This window comes from Nonomuraea sp. SYSU D8015 (assembly GCF_008065375.1).
Classification (GTDB): Bacteria; Actinomycetota; Actinomycetes; order Streptosporangiales; family Streptosporangiaceae; genus Nonomuraea.
In genome coordinates, this window is record NZ_VJYI01000012.1 from 168,131 (window position 1) to 185,744 (window position 17,614).

General features: G+C 73.5%; 15 protein-coding genes. 6 read left to right on the forward strand and 9 right to left on the reverse strand.

All coding sequences use genetic code 11. The annotated features are described in order from the left end of the window. Positions 1 to 180: 180 nt before the first annotated feature. The gene (locus ID574_RS38565; RefSeq protein ID WP_188193954.1) at positions 181 to 1,452 is read left to right on the forward strand and encodes an SGNH/GDSL hydrolase family protein; all 1,272 of its coding nucleotides are present in this window, start codon (positions 181 to 183) and stop codon (positions 1,450 to 1,452) included. A 33-nt stretch (positions 1,453 to 1,485) separates the two neighbouring features. On the opposite strand, the gene ID574_RS38570 is transcribed toward ID574_RS38565, so the two are convergent. Then, the gene (locus ID574_RS38570) at positions 1,486 to 2,703 is read right to left on the reverse strand and encodes a PP2C family protein-serine/threonine phosphatase (protein ID WP_223167519.1); all 1,218 of its coding nucleotides are present in this window, start codon (positions 2,701 to 2,703) and stop codon (positions 1,486 to 1,488) included. Positions 2,704 to 2,837: 134 nt separating this feature from the next. On the opposite strand from ID574_RS38570, the gene ID574_RS38575 reads away from it, so the two are divergent. After that, a complete protein-coding gene (locus tag ID574_RS38575; RefSeq protein ID WP_188193955.1) occupies positions 2,838 to 3,983 on the forward strand; it encodes a sigma-70 family RNA polymerase sigma factor in 1,146 nt (381 codons plus the stop codon). 182 nt (positions 3,984 to 4,165) lie between these two features. Here the strand turns inward: ID574_RS38575 and ID574_RS38580 are convergent, their stop codons facing one another. Beyond that, positions 4,166 to 5,944, reverse strand: a complete 1,779-nt coding sequence (locus tag ID574_RS38580) for an aldehyde ferredoxin oxidoreductase C-terminal domain-containing protein (RefSeq protein WP_188193956.1) — start codon at positions 5,942 to 5,944, stop codon at positions 4,166 to 4,168. 84 nt (positions 5,945 to 6,028) lie between these two features. Between ID574_RS38580 and ID574_RS38585 the strand changes: the two genes are divergently transcribed. After that, positions 6,029 to 6,184 (forward strand): DUF6203 family protein, encoded by a 156-nt coding sequence (locus tag ID574_RS38585; RefSeq protein ID WP_188193957.1) that lies wholly within the window; start codon positions 6,029 to 6,031, stop codon positions 6,182 to 6,184. 62 nt (positions 6,185 to 6,246) lie between these two features. Here ID574_RS38585 and ID574_RS38590 read toward each other — a convergent pair whose 3' ends face one another. From ID574_RS38590 to ID574_RS38600, 3 genes are read right to left on the reverse strand one after another with little or no spacing between them, the layout of a single operon-like run. Next, the gene (locus tag ID574_RS38590; protein ID WP_188193958.1) at positions 6,247 to 8,709 is read right to left on the reverse strand and encodes a WD40 repeat domain-containing serine/threonine protein kinase; all 2,463 of its coding nucleotides are present in this window, start codon (positions 8,707 to 8,709) and stop codon (positions 6,247 to 6,249) included. 46 nt (positions 8,710 to 8,755) lie between these two features. Next, complete coding sequence (locus tag ID574_RS38595; RefSeq protein WP_127934273.1) at positions 8,756 to 9,016, reverse strand: hypothetical protein; 261 nt, start codon at positions 9,014 to 9,016, stop codon at positions 8,756 to 8,758. Continuing rightward, on the reverse strand, positions 9,013 to 9,819 hold the full coding sequence (locus tag ID574_RS38600; protein WP_188193959.1) for a phytanoyl-CoA dioxygenase family protein: 807 nt from the start codon (positions 9,817 to 9,819) through the stop codon (positions 9,013 to 9,015). Before ID574_RS38600 ends, ID574_RS38595 begins: the two co-directional genes overlap by 4 nt. Before the next feature lie 83 nt (positions 9,820 to 9,902). On the opposite strand from ID574_RS38600, the gene ID574_RS38605 reads away from it, so the two are divergent. The 3 genes from ID574_RS38605 to ID574_RS38615 all read left to right on the forward strand — a co-directional run bounded on the left by ID574_RS38605 (position 9,903) and on the right by ID574_RS38615 (position 13,703). Next, entirely contained in the window at positions 9,903 to 10,679 is a 777-nt protein-coding gene (locus tag ID574_RS38605) for a helix-turn-helix transcriptional regulator (protein WP_188193960.1), read from the forward strand. 123 nt (positions 10,680 to 10,802) lie between these two features. Continuing rightward, positions 10,803 to 12,656 carry a LamG-like jellyroll fold domain-containing protein gene (locus ID574_RS38610; protein WP_188193961.1) on the forward strand — a complete coding sequence of 618 codons (1,854 nt, stop codon included), beginning with the start codon at positions 10,803 to 10,805 and terminating at the stop codon, positions 12,654 to 12,656. A 117-nt stretch (positions 12,657 to 12,773) separates the two neighbouring features. Further along, complete coding sequence (locus tag ID574_RS38615; RefSeq protein WP_188193962.1) at positions 12,774 to 13,703, forward strand: lytic transglycosylase domain-containing protein; 930 nt, start codon at positions 12,774 to 12,776, stop codon at positions 13,701 to 13,703. On the opposite strand, the gene ID574_RS38620 is transcribed toward ID574_RS38615, so the two are convergent. From ID574_RS38620 to ID574_RS38635, 4 genes are all read right to left on the reverse strand, one after another. Beyond that, positions 13,704 to 14,264, reverse strand: a complete 561-nt coding sequence (locus tag ID574_RS38620) for a hypothetical protein (protein WP_223167520.1) — start codon at positions 14,262 to 14,264, stop codon at positions 13,704 to 13,706. 8 nt (positions 14,265 to 14,272) lie between these two features. Further along, positions 14,273 to 15,964 (reverse strand): histidinol-phosphatase, encoded by a 1,692-nt coding sequence (locus tag ID574_RS38625; RefSeq protein ID WP_188193964.1) that lies wholly within the window; start codon positions 15,962 to 15,964, stop codon positions 14,273 to 14,275. A gap of 195 nt (positions 15,965 to 16,159) precedes the next feature. Then, entirely contained in the window at positions 16,160 to 16,987 is an 828-nt protein-coding gene (locus tag ID574_RS38630) for a radical SAM protein (RefSeq protein ID WP_188193965.1), read from the reverse strand. Further along, the gene (locus tag ID574_RS38635) at positions 16,984 to 17,538 is read right to left on the reverse strand and encodes a carboxymuconolactone decarboxylase family protein (protein WP_188193966.1); all 555 of its coding nucleotides are present in this window, start codon (positions 17,536 to 17,538) and stop codon (positions 16,984 to 16,986) included. Before ID574_RS38635 ends, ID574_RS38630 begins: the two co-directional genes overlap by 4 nt. Between the last annotated feature and the right edge of the window lie 76 nt (positions 17,539 to 17,614).

Here is a 17,614-nt window from a genome sequence, read left to right on the forward strand (position 1 = left end):
AGCCGGTGGTGGACGAGCGTCTCAAGAAAGTTTCAGTGCATCAATGAAAAGATTTCGGAATCCGCTACGATTTCGTCGGCTGCCTGGGGCATTCCCACGGCAGTGCGGCCGCCTGGGTGAAACTTTCACCACCGGCTCCCCGGCGGACAGGGACGGAAATTTCGAGAGACGGATCCGGTGATGGGCAGAGGACTGAAGCTGGCGATCGTCGCGATGTTAGGGACCGGGATGCTGACGGCCTCGCCCGCGACCGACGCGGGCGACGTCCCCGGCGGGCGCTGGGTCGACACCTGGACCGCGATGCCGCAGCTGACGGAGCCTCACAACATGCCGCCCGCCCCGTACACGCAGGACGGCCTGGTCATGGCGGACAGCACGCTGCGCCAGACCGTGCGGGTGTCGGTCGGCGGCCCGCGGGCGCGCCTGCGCTTCTCCAACGCCTTCGGCGGCGCTCCGCTGCCCATCACGCGGGTCACCGTCGCGTCACCGGCCGGCGGGAAGGCGGGCGTGAGCGCGATCCAGCCGGGGACCGCGCGGCCGGTGACGTTCCACGGCCGTCCCTCCACGGTCGTCCCGGTCGGCGCGCAGGTGGTGTCCGACCCGCTGGAGCTGACGCTCGCGCCCGGCTCCGTCCTGACCGTGACCGCGTACCTCGCCGACGGTCAGGCCTCCTCCTCCATCACCTCGCACCCGGGCTCCCGCACCACCTCTTACCTGGCGATGGGCAACCAGGCCGACGCCGCCGACCTCGCCGGGGCGACCCCCGTCGACCACTGGTACTTCCTCAGCGCCGTCGAGGTCTGGTCCAAGCCGTCCACGGCCGCGCTCGTGCTGCTCGGCGACTCGCTGACCGACGGCAGGGGCTCCACCACGAACCTCAACAACCGCTGGCCCGACCAGCTGTTCGACCGGCTGCGGGCCGACCGCCGCACCGCCGGCGTGGCCGTCGCGAACCAGGCGGCGGGCGGCAACCGGGTGCTCAACGACGGCCTGGGCCCCAGCGCGCTGGCCCGGCTGGACCGCGACGTGCTGGCCCGCAGCGGCGCGCGGTGGCTGATCGTCTTCGAGGGCGTCAACGACCTCGGCACCGCGGCGGCCACGCCGGAGGCCCAGAAGAAGGTCGCCGACGACCTGATCGCCGCGTACGAACAGATCATCGTCCGTGCCCACGCGCACGACCTCGCGGTGTACGGGGCGACGATCACCCCCTTCGGCGGCCACTCCTACGACGACCCGCAGGGGCACCGCGAGACGGCCCGGCAGACGGTCAACGAGTGGATCCGCACCAGCGGCGCGTTCGACGCGGTCATCGACTTCGACCGCGCCGTCCGCGACCCCGCCGACCCCCGGCGGCTGTCGGCGCCGTACGACGTGGGCGACGGCCTGCACCTGAGCCCGGCCGGCTACAAGGCGCTGGCGGACGCCGTGCCCGCCCGCCTGCTCCACCGATGACGGTCGAGCGCCAGGTCCTGAACGGCCGCCGCCTCATATCGTGAGCTGGTCCGGGCGGTGGGCGGCCCACTCGACCGTCATCACGGTCGCGTCGTCCTGCAGCCGCCCGTTCTGGTGCCGCAGGATCGCCTGGATCAGCCGGCGCAGCGTCTCGGGCGCCGACACGCCGTCGGCCTCGTGGCGGACGATGAAGTCGGCGAAACGCTCCAGCCCGAACAGCTCACCGTCCGGGCTGTGCGCCTCGATGATGCCGTCGGTGTAGAACAACAGCCGGTCGCCGCGCTGCAGTTGGTAGCGGCGCAGGCCCCCCGACATCCCCAGGCCCAAGCCCATCGGCGGGTCCGGCACGGGAACGCTCTCCAGCGTGGCCACCCGCTGTCCGCCGCGGATCACCAGCGGCGGGTGATGGCCCCGGTTGACCCAGCTCAGCAGGCCGCTCCGCAGCTCGAGACGGGCCAGGATGCCGGTGGCGAACCGGCCGGTGAACTGCTCCTTGATCGCCGTGTCGATGGCCTCGCTGATCTCGGGCAGCTCCATGCCCTGGCGGCGGTTGTGGCGGCACGACCCCATCGCGACGGTGGCGGTCAGCCCGGCCGACGTGTCGTGCCCCATCGCGTCGAACAGCGACACGTGCAGGGAGTCGCCGTCGATCGCGTAGTCGTAGGCGTCGCCGCCCATCTCGTACGCGGGCTCCAGCGCGGCGCTGATCACCACGTCGTCGTTCGCGAACGTGCCCGGCGGCAGCAGGTTCCACAGCACCTCCGCCGACAGGGTCATCGGGCGGGCGCGGACGAGGCGGGCGTACGAGTCGCTGTGCGGCCGCTTGCTGATCACGAGTACCGCGACCAGCGCAGCGAGCTGCTTGGCCCGCCAATCGACCAGCTCGTCGCCCTCGGGCACGGTCGCCCCGAACACGCCGATCCGCTCGGTGCCGTCCAGCAGCGGCAGCCACAACCGTCGGGGTCCCTCCTCCTGGGGGTCGGGCCTCGACTGGACGATCTCCACCGCCCGGAACGCGCGGCCGGCCAAGGTGGAGTCGATCCCCATGGGCTCGAGCGGGTCGCCGGACGCGTCGAGCTGGCCCGGCAGCGGCACCAGGCGCTGCTGCTGCAGGTCGCACACGTAGATCATGGTCTGGGAGAAGCCGATGAGGCGCGCGTGCTCGGCCACGAGGGCAGGGAGGTCCTCCATGGCCGCCAGGTGCGTGGTCTCGAGCAGACCGCCCAGCGCAAGCTCACCGTCACTCTGCACCGGCCTCTCCTTTCGTTACTGATTGTAGTCGGGCATCAGAAATCTCCGCCTTTCGGGCGGGGAGGGCGCGCCCACGTTGATAGCTTGGCCACCTGCGACGGGATCGGCCGGGCAACGGGGAGCGTGAAACGGGGATGGGCGACGAGAACGCGACCGCGCCGGCCGCGCCGGCGGGCCACCAAGCGACCGCGACAGCGGCGCACGCGGGTGACGACGCGACCGTGGCGGCGGCGCGAGCCGGGGACGAGCCCGCGTTCGCGGCGCTGGTCGAGCGGCATCGGGGCGAGCTGCTGGCGCACTGCTACCGCATGCTGGGCTCGGTCGAGGAGGCCGAGGACCTGGTGCAGGAGACGTTCCTGCGGGCGTGGAGGGGGCTGCGGGCCTTCGAGGGCCGTTCGTCGTTCCGGGCCTGGCTGTACCGGATCGCGACGAACGCCTGCCTCGACGCCCTCGACGGCCGGGCGCGGCGGGTCCTGCCGCACCACCTGGCGGCGCCGTCCGACCCCAGCGTGGATCTGCCGCCGCGCAACGACATCGCGTGGCTGCAGCCGTTCCCCGACCGGCTGTGGGAGCCCGCCGCGCCCGGTGAGGCCGCGCCGGACGCCGTGGCGGTCTCCAGGGAGACGCTGGAGCTGGCGTTCCTGGCCGCGCTCCAGCACCTGCCGCCCCGGCAGCGGGCGGTGCTGATCCTGCGTGACGTGGCCGGCTGGCCCGCCAAACAGGTCGCGACCCTGCTGGAGGGCAGCGTGGCCGGGGTGAACAGCGCTCTCCAGCGGGCCCGGGCGACGATGCGCCAGCACCTGCCCGAGCGCCGCGCGGACTGGGCGCCGTCGGCCGAGCCGTCGCCGGAGGAGCGGGCGGTGCTGCGGCGGTACATGGACGCCATGGAACGGGCCGACCTCGCCGCCGTGGCCGAGCTGCTCGCCGCCGACGTGCGGGCGACGATGCCTCCCTACCCGATGTGGTTCCACGGGCGGGCGGCGGTCGTGGCGTCGCTGGAGGCCAGCTGGGACGCCGACGCTCCCTGGTACGTCGGCTCCTTCCGCATGGTGCCGGTCGGGGCCAACCGGCAGCCCGCGGCGGCGGTCTACGTCCGGGCACCCGGGGACACGACCTTCCGCGCGTTCGGGATCGGCGTGCTGCGCATCGAGGCGGGGCTGATCACGGAGATCACGGCCTTCCACGACACCGGCCTGTTCGCCGCCTTCGGCCTTCCCGCCGAATGGGACCGGCCCGCTTCACCGATGAGCCGTGAGGAGGGGGCGCCGGTCGGTCCATGAGGGCGTGGGCGTCCGGCGCGAGCTTTTCCGCGGCGTAGCGCCGACGGCCGAGGCCGCGTTGGCCACGACCACCGCCGTGGGCGGATCGCCGGCGGCCGGCAGCCGGGCCATCGCGACCAGAGGGCGGTCGATCGTTTTTGGGACTTTCCCCGCGTTCGTCGCCGGGCCGGCGGGCGCCTGTGTCAGGACCAGCCGAGCTCGGCGTAGAAGGCGTCGCGGGCGGTCGCGAACGCCTCCCGGTCCAGCACCGCGCCCTTGTGAGGGCCGTCGGTGACCGGCTCGTCGTGCAGGCGCGCGGGCAGGTCGTCGCGACCGGCCGCGCCCTCGCGCTCGGCGTACGCGCGCATCTCGTCGAGCCGCCGCTGCCCGGCCGCCAGGAGATCCTCCAGGGTGAAGTTCTGGCCGAGCACGGCACCGGTCAGCGCGGTCAGGTGGTCGATGGTCAGCGGCCTGGTGGGGGAGGAGGCGAACACGCACAGGTTGAGCGCGTCCAGCCCGCTCCACAGCCGCAGCAGCCGGGCGCTCCGCCGCCCTCGCTCGGCGTCGAGCCGCCCGGCCGGCGCGGGCTCGGCGCCGATCCGGCGCGCCTCGGGGAAGCTGTAGGCCAGCCCGGCGACCGGGTCGAAGTCGAGATCGTGCTCCAGGGCGTCGTAGCGGGGGCCGTTGGGGGCGATGGCGTACCCGAGGCCGATCCCCGGCTGGATGCGCGGGTCGAAGCACGGCAGCTCGGCGCCCTTGACGGTCATCGCGTACGGCGCGGTCGCGGGCCCGAGCCGCCCGGCCGCCCGCTCCGCCCCCTCGGCCAGCAGCCCGCCGAGGCCGCCCGTGCGCGTCGCCACGTCCCTGATCAGCTCGGGCAGCGCCGCGGCGTCGCCGAACGCGGGCCCGCCGGGGAGCAGCCCGCGCTCCGCGCACTCCATGGCGAACGCCAGCGTCCCGCCCAGGGAGACCTGGTCGAGCCCGAGATCGTTGCAGAGCGCGTTGGCGTCCAGGATCGTGTCGAGGTCGTCGATCCCGAGGTTCCACCCCAGCGACAGGAACGCCTCCTGGCCGAGCCCGCCCGACCTGCGCTCGGCCGTCGTGTGCGGCGCGTACACCTTGAGGCAGTCGTTCGGGCACCCGGGACAGGCGCCCCTGAGCGCCACCGCCCGCCCGTCGTAGTCCCGCGCCTGGGGAACCCGCAGGCCGGCCGCGCCGGTGACGGAGAAGTTCCGCACGGCGGCGTACCCGGGCGCGGGCGGCTCGCCCACCCATCCCGCGAACCCCGGCTCACCGACCTGGAGTTTCGCGAGGGTGTTGGTGGTGAGCGAGTCCCGGTAGTAGGAGGCGATCGCCGCGACCGCGTCCGGGTCGGCGACCTCGGCCGGCGCGTCGCCGACGCACACGATCGCCTTGAGGTTCTTGGCCCCGAACACCGCGCCGATCCCGTACCGGCCGGCGGCGTAGGCGCGGTCGGTCACGACGCTCGCGTACCGCACGAGGTTCTCCCCGGCCGGGCCGATCGCCGCCACGCTCGCCTTCTGGCCGTGGCGGGACCTCAGCGCGTCGGTCGTGGCGGCGGTCCCGAGCCCGCGCAGCTCCTCGGCCTCGTGGCACGAGACCTCGCCCTCGTGGATCAGCAGGTAGGAGAGCCGCTGGGCGCGGCCGGTGACGGCCAGGGCCTCGGCGCCGGCCCCGCGCATCCCGGCCGCGAACGGGCCCAGCGCATGCGCTTCCCCGGCGACGCCCGTCAACGGCGACTTGGCCAGGAAAACGGCCTTGGCCAGGCCGGGAGCGCGCGTCCCGCCCAGCATCCCGGCCGCCACGTACAACAACGCGCGCGGGTCGTAGGGATCCAGCCCGGCGGGGGTGCGCTCGGCCAGGAGCCGCAGCCCGAGGATGGTCCCGCCGTAATGTCCGGGCTCGCCGGATCGGTGATCACGCTCGACGGTCCCGCTGGTCAGATCGACGATGAACGGCACGACGACGCCTCCCTTATGACGATGCGGCACGACATCACACAACACCTGCGCGTCGCAAGCCCCGCCGTGGGCAGGGGTGAGCGGATGAAACGCTTCCTCAAGGCCATGATCCTGCGCAGGCTGGCGCGTACCCCGATCGGGGCTGTGTTCCTCGCGGTGGGCTGGGTGCTGGGCCGGCGGCGCAGGCGGCACGTCCAGCGCCGCCACCGACACCGCCCCCTGACCTCGCGCCGCCGCTGACCCCGCCGCCGCACGGCGGGGCCCAGGCTCAGGCGGGGCCGGGGCTCAGGCGGGGCCGGGGCTCAGGTGGGGCCCAGGCTCCAGACCCGCAGCAGCCCGTCGTCGCCGGCGCCCGCGATCACCGGTCGCCCGGCCTGCTCGGCCAGCGCCAGCGTGCGGATCGCCCCGCCCTCACCGGGCCCCAGCACGCCGATGATCTCGCCGTCGTCGAGGTTCCAGACGCGGACGATCACCTCGCCGCCGTACGGCGCGTGCGCGACGGCCGCGATGGGCACGTCGCCCAGCAGCCCCGCGGCCAGGGCCACGGCGCCGCGGTCGTCCGGGCTCTGGTCGCTGTAGGTCCACTTCTTCCTGCGTTTGCCGGTGGCCAGGTCGTACACCCGCAAGGTGGCGTCCAGGTGGGTGGACACCAGGATGGGCTTGTTCCTCGCCGTGCCGCAGGCCAGCAGCTCGATGCCGCCGATCTGTCCGGTGTTGAACGAGTGCGTGACCACTCCCGTGGACAGGCGGCGCACCCGGACGTTCTGCTTGCCGTCGCCCGTCACCAGCACGTCGTCGTCGCCGAGCCAGCCGAACGCCAGCCCTCTGACGCCCTGCTGGTGCTCGGTGCTCGTGGCGCCGATCTGGTCGCCCGTGGCGATGTCCCACAGCCGTACGGTGCTGCGATAGTCCCGCATGTCGTCGTACTTCTGCGACACGGCGATGGCCCGGGCACCCACGACCGCCACGGCGATGATCGGGTCGCCGGCCCGGCGTGAGGCCAGGTTGCGGCCGGACGTGCTCCACAGGCGCATCGTGCCGTCGGAGTGCCCGGACGCCACGGCGGTGGCGCCGTTGAACAGGCCGTACGCCACGGACACTGCCTTGCCGCCGCCGTCGCCGAGCTTGGTGACCCTGGACTTGTCCAGGTCCCAGGCGAGCACGGTCCCGTTGGCCGTGCCGCACGCGACGCCGCTCCCGCTCGCGGCGAGAGCCGCGGGCGCGCCGGATCCGCCGGCCAGCCGCACGGGCTCCCCGACCTGCGTCCCGAACGGCTCCGCGGCGGCGGAAGCGGTCGTCTTCCGGGTGGATGGCGAGGTCGCGTCCGTGGTGGTCGGGCTCGCGTCCGTGGTGGTCGTCGTGGGGGAGGACGCGTCGCCGCCGGGGGAGGAGGACGCGCCGCCTCCGGGCCGTAGCGACCCGCCATCCGGACGGAAGATCACGAACGCGGAAACGGCCGCCGTGGCAGCGGCGGCGGCCGCGGCGCTGAGCACGGCCCGGCGGCTGACCCGCCCGCCGCTCGGCGAGGTGGCCACGTCGACCGCCTGCCCAGGCCCCGGGTGCACCGGAAACGCCTGCCCTGCCTGCGGGTGCACCGGAAGCGCCTGGCCCGCCTGCGAGGGCACCGGGAACGCCTGCCCGGCGTGGTGACCCGCGGGCGGCCCTGCCTGCACCGCTTCAGGGTCCGAAGAGCGCGGGCCCGCCGCCCCGGACCACGCCCCGACCGGCCCGGACGGGGAGATGTCGGGCGGGCGAGTCGCCGGCGTCGCCGGCCCGCCCGTCGCCGGCCCGCCCCACGCCGGCCCGCCCGCCGGTCTGGATGGTCGGCTCGTGGGTCCGGATGGTGCACCGATGGGTGGTGGGTGGCCCGTCGGCGTGGACGGACCCCCGGACGACGGCCGGCCCGCCGGTCCGGGCTGGGAACCCGCGGAGGCCGCGCCGGGCGGCTGGAGGGCGGGTCCGGTCCGCCTGATCAGTTGTTGCAACAGGTCCGCGGGAAGCGGCCGGGCGGCAGGGTCCTTGGACAGGCACTCCCGGATCGGGTCCAGCAGGTGCGGCGGCACGCCGGACAGGTCGGCGGCACCGCTCAGGATGGCGTTCATGAGGGCCGGGACCGTGTCCCCGGCGAAGGGCGGGCGCCCGGTGGCGGCGAACACCATCGTCCCCGCCCAGCTGAACACGTCCGACGCCGGCCCGATCCGCCGCCCCTCGAACTGCTCCGGCGACATGTACGTCGGCGTCCCCACCGGCCCGGACGCCATCGTCGTGGCGTCCAGCGCCTTGGCGATCCCGAAGTCGATGACGATCGGCCCCTCGGGCCCCATGAGCACGTTGCCCGGCTTGAAGTCCCGGTGCACGATCCCGGCCTGGTGGATGGCGGCCAGCGCGGTCAGCGTGGAGATCGCCAGCCGGTCCAGCGCCCCGCCGGAACGCGGCCCGGCCGACCGGACGACCTGCTGCAACGTGTCGCCCGGGACGTACTCGCTCACGATGTACGGCCGGTCGTCCAGCATCCCGACGTCGAGCACCGCGGCCGTGCAGAACGCCGCCACCCGCCGCGCCGCCTCCACCTCCCGCAGGAACCCTTTGGTGACGTCGTCGTCCCCGCTCAGGTGGCTGTGCAGCACCTTGACGGCGACCTCGCGACCGCCGCCGGCCACCGCCTTGTAGACCGTTCCCTGCCCGCCGGAGCCGAGCACGCCGACGAGCCGGTAACCGCCCATCCACTCGGGATCGCCCGGCCGGAGCGGGCGGACATCCGGCATTCCGCTCCTTTCCCGGACCTCCATGGGCGATCCACACCATAAGTCACTACGACAGCTTCTCGAAGAAGAACTCGTGCTTGAGGAACGACGTGTCGTATTCGCTTCCGGGGTACGGCGGGATGAGTTGCGACGCCTGGAAAAGCCGCCAGCCGTCGCGCAGGGCGTCCACCCCGGTCTCGTACGGCGGCTCGTCCCCGTCCCCGGCGGTCGGATGGGTGCGCCCGGTGCCGTCGTAGGACGACCATCCCACCACGGGCGCGTCGAGCGCGGACGTGGCGAGGTAGAGAACCAGGACCTGCTGCTTCATGCGACCCTCCCGGGGCGGTTGTTCACACGTGTCGTCCAGTAGTCGATGTCGAAGGCCGGGTCGGCGGTCATCGCCCGCCACAGCAGCACCCGGTTGTGGACCTCCAGCCGCCCGGTCGCGGGCTCGTACCAGGGGAAACGCCGGTTCAGCTCGGCGGCCACGGCCGGGTCGGCCAGATCGGCGGTGTCCCACAGGAGCACCTGGGGCACGGTCGGGTTGAAGCGGATCTTGAACATGTAGCGGCGCTGGTCGCTGTCGTTGCGCCGGCCGCCGTGCCAGATGCCGTGGTGCAGCAGCATCACGGTGCCGGCCGGGCACGTCAGACGGGTCTGGCCGCGCAGGTTCTGGTAGCGGCCGGTGTCGCTCTCGTTGGTGCGGCGCAGGTGGCTGCCGGGCACCACCAGGGTGCCGCCCATGTCCGCGGTCACCTCGCGCGGGTAGTACATGAGCTGCACGTCGAAGGCGTCCGTGCGGGTGTCGATGATGGCGTCGGCGTGCAGCGGCTGCGCCTCGCCGCCGCGCGGCTCGCGTACGTGCACGGCGTGGTGGTCGACGGTCGGGTCCGGGCCGACGAGGGAGCGCAGGGCCCCGGCGACCTCCGGCACCTCGACGAGCCTGCGGGCGAAGGACCCCTCGGGGAAGGCCTCCTTGAGCGGCGTCCCGTACGGCACCGCGGGGATGCCCGCCTCCAGCACGTCGACGGCCTGGTCGTTCAGCTCGTCCGGGACGACCGCGTCGAGCCGCAGGTAGCCGGCCGCGACGAACCGGGCCACCTCCACCGAAGTCAGCAAAGTGGTTCGCATGCCTCGAAGGTACGATCATGCATATGTCATGTCGTGGGTTGTAATCATCGACTAGTGGTCCGTTTTCACCTATATATGCGTCTATGCACCGGGTGACCCTTGCGCTGTCCGACCCTCCCGCCGTCGCCGGGGCGGGAGTCGGCGTGCACGGCGTCGTCAGCTCCCACGACGTGTTCAAGCTGCCCGACCTCTGGCAGCTCCACCTGTACGGCTACACCGCCGAGCTGGTGCTCGAGGGCACCGCGCACCCGATCAGACCGGGCCACGTCAGCCTCATCCCGCCCGGCGCCGAGGTGCACTACCACTATCGAGGCCGGTCGGAGCACCTGTACGCGCACTTCCGCCTCCCCGGCGACGGCGACCGGCGCGACGTGGCCGTGATGCGCGACGCCGGGGACCAGGCGCCCCTCATCGCCGCCTCGCTCCGGCAGGCCATCGCCGCAGTGCCGGACACGCGGGCGCGGGCGGCGGCGGAGGTGTGGACGGTGCTCTGGCGGGTGGCCGGCCTGCCCGTGGCCGGCGGCCCGGACGCCGTCGTGGCCGCCGCGATCGAGCAGATCGAGGCGGACCTGGCCGCGCCGCTGACCGTGCCCGGCATCGCCCGCGCCGCCGGCGTGTCCCACAACCACCTCACCCGGCTGTTCCGCGCGCACACCGGCCACACCGTGGTCGCCTACATCCGCCGCCGCCGCATGACCCGCGCACTGCACCTCCTGCGCGAGTCGACGCTGGCGATCCCGGCGATCGCGGCCGCCGTGGGCATCCCGGACCTGCAGGCGTTCAACAAGGCCTGCCGCCGCGAGCTGGGCGCCTCTCCCCGGGCCTTACGCCGGCAGGGCGGCCCGCCCGGCGACCCATGAACCTTTCGCCCTGCCAGGGGCCGAAGATTTCCACCGGCGGAGGGCGGGCGTTAGCGCCCGGGGCACCACCGGGCCATGTGAGCCGATCATGGTGCTGCGCGGCACCCTGAAACGGAGAAACCCATGACCCACCCCTCCCTCGGCCGCCGCACGCTGCTGCAGGCGGCCGTCGCCACGCCCGCCGCGGCGGCCTCCGGAGCCCTCATCGGCGCCGCCCCCGCCCAGGCCGCGACGGGCGGCGGCAGGTACGACCGGGAAAGCCCGCGCTTCACCATCGGCGTCCTGCCCGACACGCAGTACCTCTTCGACGAGGACAGCTCCGACCCCGCCCCGTTACGCCAGACGTTCCGCTTCCTCACCGGCGAGCGGGAGAGGAGGAACATCGCGTTCATGACGCACCTGGGCGACGTGACCGAGCACGGCAGCGAGCACGAGATCGGCCTGGCCAGCGACGCCTTCAAGGCCATCGACGGCAGGCTGTCCTACAGCGTGCTGGCCGGCAACCACGACATCAGGGGCGGAGACGACCAGCGCGGCGACAGCGCGTACCTGCGGGCGTTCGGCCCGGCCAGGTTCGCCAGGATGCCGACGTTCCGCGGCGCCTCGCCCGACGGCTACAACAGCTACCACGTTCTGGCGGCCGGAGGGCGGGAGTGGCTGGTGCTCGCGCTCGACTGGCGCATCTCCGACAAGGGCATCCAGTGGGCGCAGGGCGTCATCGACGCCAACCGCACCCTGCCCGCCATCCTCACCACCCACGACCTGGCCTGGGCCGACGCGTCGGGCAAGGCGGCGCTGTCGCAGTACGGGCAGCGGTTGTGGGACGCCCTCGTCCGGCGCAACGACCAGATCTTCCTGACGCTCAACGGGCACTACTGGCCCCCCGGGCGCACGGTGCTGAAGAACGACGCCGGCCACGACGTCCACGTGCACATCGCCAACTACCAGGACCGCTACTACGGCGGCGCCGGCATGGTCCGCCTGTACGCCTTCGACCTCGCGCGGAACGTCATCGACGTGGAGACGCTGTCGCCGTGGCTGCTGGCGCGCGACCCCGAGGACCGCACCCCGCTGGAGGCGGAGAACCTCGAGCTGACCGGCCCCGTGGACCGCTTCAGCATCGAGATCGACTTCGACGAGCGCTTCGCCGGCTTCGCGCCGCGTACGCCGCCCCCGCCGCGACCGGCGAAGGCCGTGATGCCGAAGGGCACGGTGGCGTACTGGCGCTTCGACGCCGAGGGGCTGGCCGGCGCGGGCACGGACGGTGCCGTCGTCCCGGCGGGCGCGGTCGCCCGCGACCTCACCGGGGGCGGCAACGACCTCACCATGGAGCTGCTGCACGCCAGCGCCCCCGAGGTGCTGAAGTGGTCGGCCGAGCACCACGAGGGCCAGCCGGCGCACGCCAGCCTGCGCTTCGACGGCGGCAAGGGCCCGGACCGCGGCGCGGTGCTGAGGTCGGCCGTCGGCGCGCCGATCAACAGCATGAGGTTCGAGTCCGGGTACACGATCGAGGCGTTCATCAAGCTGCCCGATCCGTTCGTCGGCGACCACGCCTGGATGGGGATCCTGAGCTGGGAGGGCCGCAGCGGCGACGCCGGCAAGACCAGCGGCTGGTCGCCCGAGGAGCCGACGTGCAGCCTCAACCTGTCGCCCGAGCGGTTCCTGCAGTTCGTCGTGTACCCGACCGACCGGGACGCCGACCCGACCTCGTGGAGCCACGCGCTGCCGGTCGGGCGCTGGGCGCACGTCGCGGTGGTGAACGACGCGCGCCGGACCGTGGTGTACGTGGACGGCTCCAAGATCGCCCGGAATCCCACCCAGCCGTCGAAGGGCATCTCCACGCTGGGCAAGCCGTTCGCGATCGGAGGGACGCAGTTCGCGCAGAGGTACGGGCAGGGATATTACGGATGGATCGGTGACGTGCGGATCGTGGCGCGGGCGCTGAAGCCGCGGGAGTTCCTGACGCCGTACGAGTGACCTGCGCTTCGTCCGACGGCCGCCGGCCCGCTTCCGCAACGACTCGGCACCGGCACGGGACGCGCCGCTGCCGAGTCGTGCGGAAGCGGGCCGCCGCAGCCGGTAGGTTGGCCGACCATGGAGGAACGCGAACGCCAGCACCGCCCACGCCGTCCCGTCCTCGCCGCCGCCGCGGTGGCGGCCCTCGTCGGAGCCGCCTCCTGCGGCGCGTCGGCACCGTCGGGAGGCGCGGCCGGCGCGGCCCCGGCCCGCACGCCGTCCCCCGCGGCGAGCACCCCTGCCGCGTCCGCCGAGGAGCTCCCCGCCCCCGGCCGGCCGGTTCCCGAGAACGCCGGCCGCCTGGCCGCCGAGCTGCGCAAGACCACCACCGCGCTCAACGCCGCCATCGACCGGTGGGACAAGAAGGGCAAGCCGCCCGCGGACGTCGAGCTGCTCGCCCTCTACCAGCAGCGCGTCTACCGCTACGCCGCCCGCCACCCCGAGGTCGCCGACCGCGCCTTCGCCCGCCTGCCCGCCGCCCTCGCCGCCCAGGCCAAGGACAACGCCAAGGCCATCCGCGACCTGCTCGTCCTGGCCCGGCCGATCAAGCCGTCCGCCGTGTTCAAGGTCCAGGCGCCCCGCCCCGCGGCCGAGCTGCTCGGCTACTTCAAGAAGGCCGAGCGCCGCTTCGGCGTGGAGTGGGAGGTGCTGGCGGCGGTCATGCTCGCCGAGACGAAGTTCGGGCGGGTCAAGTCACCCAGCCACACCGGCGCCCAGGGGCCCATGCAGTTCATGCCGGGTACCTGGCGGGCCTACGGCATGGGCGGCGACGTCCACGACCCCCACGACGCCGTCATGGCCGCCGCCAACTACCTGCGGGCGAGCGGCGCCCCGCGCAACTACCGGCGCGCCCTGTACGCCTACAACCACTCGCAGGCGTACGTGAACGCCATCCTCCTGCACGCCCGCCAGATCAAGCGCGACCCGCGCAACTACTACGCGTACTACAACTGGCAGGTCTTCGTCCTCACCACGGCCGGCGAGCGCCGCCTCACCGGCCCCAGGTAACTACGCGTGGTCGGCGCAGCAGGGGGTCGGGTTCGGCACCTCGGCGGGGGCGATGCGCCCGCCGGCGGCGGGCATGGCCAGCAGCGTCATCAGGCCGTCCCGCCACACCGGCCGCACGTGGCCGGCCGTGACGACGAGCACGTCGTCGCCGGGCGGGTCCGGGGAGGCGAGCACCAGGACCCGCTCGATGGCCGACCCGCCGAGAAGCGCGCCCACGCTCACGGTCCCGGTGAGCCCGTCCCGGCCCGGGTAGGTGACCACCCGCCCGGCCCGCCGCTCGCCGTGCTCGGCCGCGGCCAGCGCCGCCCCGTCCGCCAGCGGCCCGGCCCGGCGCTCGGCGAGCGCCCACGACACGTCCGGAACCTCCGGAACGCCGGGCAGGCCCGCGACCGGCCCCGGTACGGCCAGCGAGCAGGCGATGTGCGGCTCGCCCGTCCCGGCCGGGACGAAATGGGTGCAGCCGATCGTGCCGCCCGGCAGCCCGAGCGCCCGCGCCACGGTGTGGAGCAGGTGCTCGGCCTCCGGAAGGGTACGCGATCCCGCGTCGACACCGAGGATCATCGGCCCGGTCATCGGCGCGGCAGCACCCAGATCGGGTTGCTGTAGAACCACAGGTCGTTCCACGGGTCGGCGTCGCCGTACACGTCGATCTGGGGCCCGTGCGGGTCCACGGCCGCGCCCAGCAGGCCGGGGGCGCTGCGCCCGCCGTCGGTGCCGCGCAGCCGCACGTACACCGGCCGGTCGACGACGCCCAGCTGGTAGGTGAAGGCGACCGTGCCGGTGCTCTTGTTCACCTCGTACGACTGCACGACCTTCGTGGCAGGCGTGGTGAAGGCGTCCTTGTCGGCGGCCGGGCCGGTGACGTCGCCCTGGATGACGTCCACCCGGGCCAGCGTCGGCACGAACTGCGCCCAGTTGGGCCGCCCGGCCAGGGTGATCTCGATGGTGAGCTCGACCCGCGCCCCCAGCCGCACGTGCAGCGTGCCGCCGAGGGTGACCCCGCGCTGCCCGGTGCCCGCCGCCCGCGCCCGCACCACGAGCCCGCTGATCAGCCCGCCGTGGTCGACCCAGACGCGTCCGGCACGCAGGCCGTTCATGACGGCGCGGTAGGAGAAGCCCTGGCTGCCGACGTGGGTGCGGCTGTAGTACCCGGGCCAGAAGTCGCCGGCCCCGAAGTTCGGCACGCCCTTGTAGATCGGGTCCTCGTACTTGCCGTTGGCGTTGAAGTTGCTGTTCGGGCCGCGGTCGCTGGTGTCGCCGTGCACCCAGTGCGCGTCGGAGTTCGCGGTGATCCACCACGGCTTGCCCTCCGCCAGCAGACTGTCCCACAGCCCGCCCACGGTGGCCGTCATCCAGTCGAACCCGCCGAACGTCTTGTAGCTCTCGGCCGGGTAGCCCGGGAAGGAGTCGGCGCCCGGGTTGCTGTCGTAGTAGCCGCGTCCGCCGCCGGGGCCGTGCGGCTTGGCGATGCCCGCCGCCTGGTGGCCGGGCGCGCCCTCCATGCCGACCGCGATGGACGGCTGAGCGTCCCGCCAGCCGCGCATCTCGTGCGGCGAGTCCAGGCCCTTCCTGGACGGGTGGTTGGCGAGGAACAGCGCGTCGGGGATCCGGCGCCGCCGGACGGCGTCGGCCAGGAAGTTCAGCCCGGCGATGGCCAGCGCCTCGTTCTGCGGCGTGCTCGCTCCGGCGCCCTTCACCGAGCCGTCGAAGGAGTTCTCGAACTCCTTGAGCGTGGCGACCTCGTGCTGCCCCGGGGCGACGAACACGGTGCCGTGCTCGGCCGCCGGGATGTTCCACTCCAGGCCCTGGAAGACCAGGGTGTCCTTGACCGCCTCGCGGGCGGCCACGATGTCCGGGTTGACCTTGTCCACACCGATCTTCGCGTGCGTGGCGCCGCCGTGGTCGGTGATGACCATCCAGCCGAGACCATAGGCGTTGCCGTGCCGCACTTGGTCGATGACCCGGTAGACGGCGTCGCTGCTGTACTGGGTGTGGATGTGGTGGTCGCCCGCCAGCCACAGGTAGCCGTCCCGCGGCTCCCGTCCGCGCCCGGCGACGCCCTGGTCGCCGTCCGCGGCCGCCTCGCCCGCCGTCCCGAGCACGCCGGCGGCCGTCAGGCCGGCGCCCAGCAGCCCCGCCCGGCGGAACATCCGCCGCCGCGACAGCTCCCCGGGGGACAACTCCTCGTCGGGAATCGACAGGTCGGCTTCACCGGGAAGCTCGTGACCATGGTCATGATGGTGGTGATGCCCGCGACCCATGGTTCGCTTTTCTCCGTCCCGCCGGAATGAGGGTGCTCCGGCTACGGCGGGAGCGTGGCGGACCCGGATGACGCGGACATGAACGCCGAGAGATCGTCGCCTGCCGGATTCCCTAATCACGCACGCCGTCATCCGGCGCGTCCGCGAGCGGCGGGTGTCAGATGGTGCCCGACCGGGCCCCTGTACGGCTCACGCTCAACGGATGTTCAGCGCCACGTCGTCGCCGGGCGGCCGGTTCTCGACGAGGCGGAGCAGGGCGCCCGCGGGCACGCCGAGCGGGCGGGTCGTGCGGGTGATGAGCAGGTCCGTGTCCACCACGCCGGCGGACACGGTCGGCCCGAACGGGCTCCAGAACGCCCCGTCCGTGGTGATCGTCAGCTCGGCGGGCAGGTCCTGCTGCCGGGCGGTCACGCCGAGGCCGTGGTCCACGGCACGGCCGCGCCGGACGATCGGCCGGATGACGTGGTCCTCGTCGGGTACGCCGAGGTCGCGGTGCAGGGCGCACAGCCGGTCGAGCTCGGCCTCCTCGATCGACTCGACGGTGGTGGCGATGCGGACCCTGATGCCGCGTTCCACCAGCCGCGGGATGGCCTCGACGACCTTGCCGAAGTTCTCGGGGCCGCGCATCCCGTCGTTGGCGTCCGGGTCGGGGCGGTCGAGCGAGATCTGCATCGCCACACGGCGGCCCAGGATCGGCTCCAGCCGCGCGAGCCGCTTCGGCGTGAACAGCGTGCCGTTGGTCAGGACCAGCACGGGCAGATGCTCGGCCATCTCCGCCAGCGTCCCGGGCAGCGACATCAGCAGGAACGGCTCGCCGCCGGTGACCCCCAGGTCGGTGAAACCGAGCTCCGCGGCCTCGGCGGCGATCTCGACCATGCGCTCGTGGCCCAGCTCGCGGCGCGGCACGCCGGGCGCGGACTCGGTCAGGCAGTACGTGCAGGCGAGGTTGCAGTGGTAGTCGGCGTACATCCAGACCCGGCCGGGCAGCCGCCCGGCGGCCACCGCCTCCGCGATGGCGCTCACAGCAGGCCCTCCGACGTCAGGCGGGACAGCGTGCCGGGGGAGGTGGGCAGTTCGAGCGCGGTGGCCAGGCGGTTGAGCATCAGGGTGGCCCCCGCCGTCACGGTCAGCTCCACCGTCTCGTGCTCGGCGAAGTGCGCGCGCAGCCCGTCCCGCGCCTGACCGGACACGGGGCCGTGCCCGGCCGCGACGGCGTCCGACCAGGCGATCACCGCGCGCTCGGCCGCGCCGGCGAACACCTCCCGGTAGTCGAGCGACAGGCGCAACGCCAGGATCTCCTCGCGCGACAGGCCCGCGTCGAGCGCGACGGCCGTGTGGGTCTGCACGCAGTACCGGCACCCGGCGAGCGCCGAGACCCGTACGATCACCAGCTCCTTGGTCCGCCACGACAGCGCCGACGGGCCGAGCGCGGCGCCGATGAACGGCAGCGCCACCTCCAGCAGCTCGGGCACATGAGCCAGGGCGGCCACGATGGGCCCGGGATCGCCGTCGCCGTAGTAGGGGCGGGCCAGCAGCGGAGCCTCACCGGCCGCCAGCAGTCGAACGGCACTCATGCGGCTCACGTTAGGCCAGGCGATCTCCACCGTCAGCGACGCGGCCGAGGACGTCACAGGTTCGTAAGACGCGTAC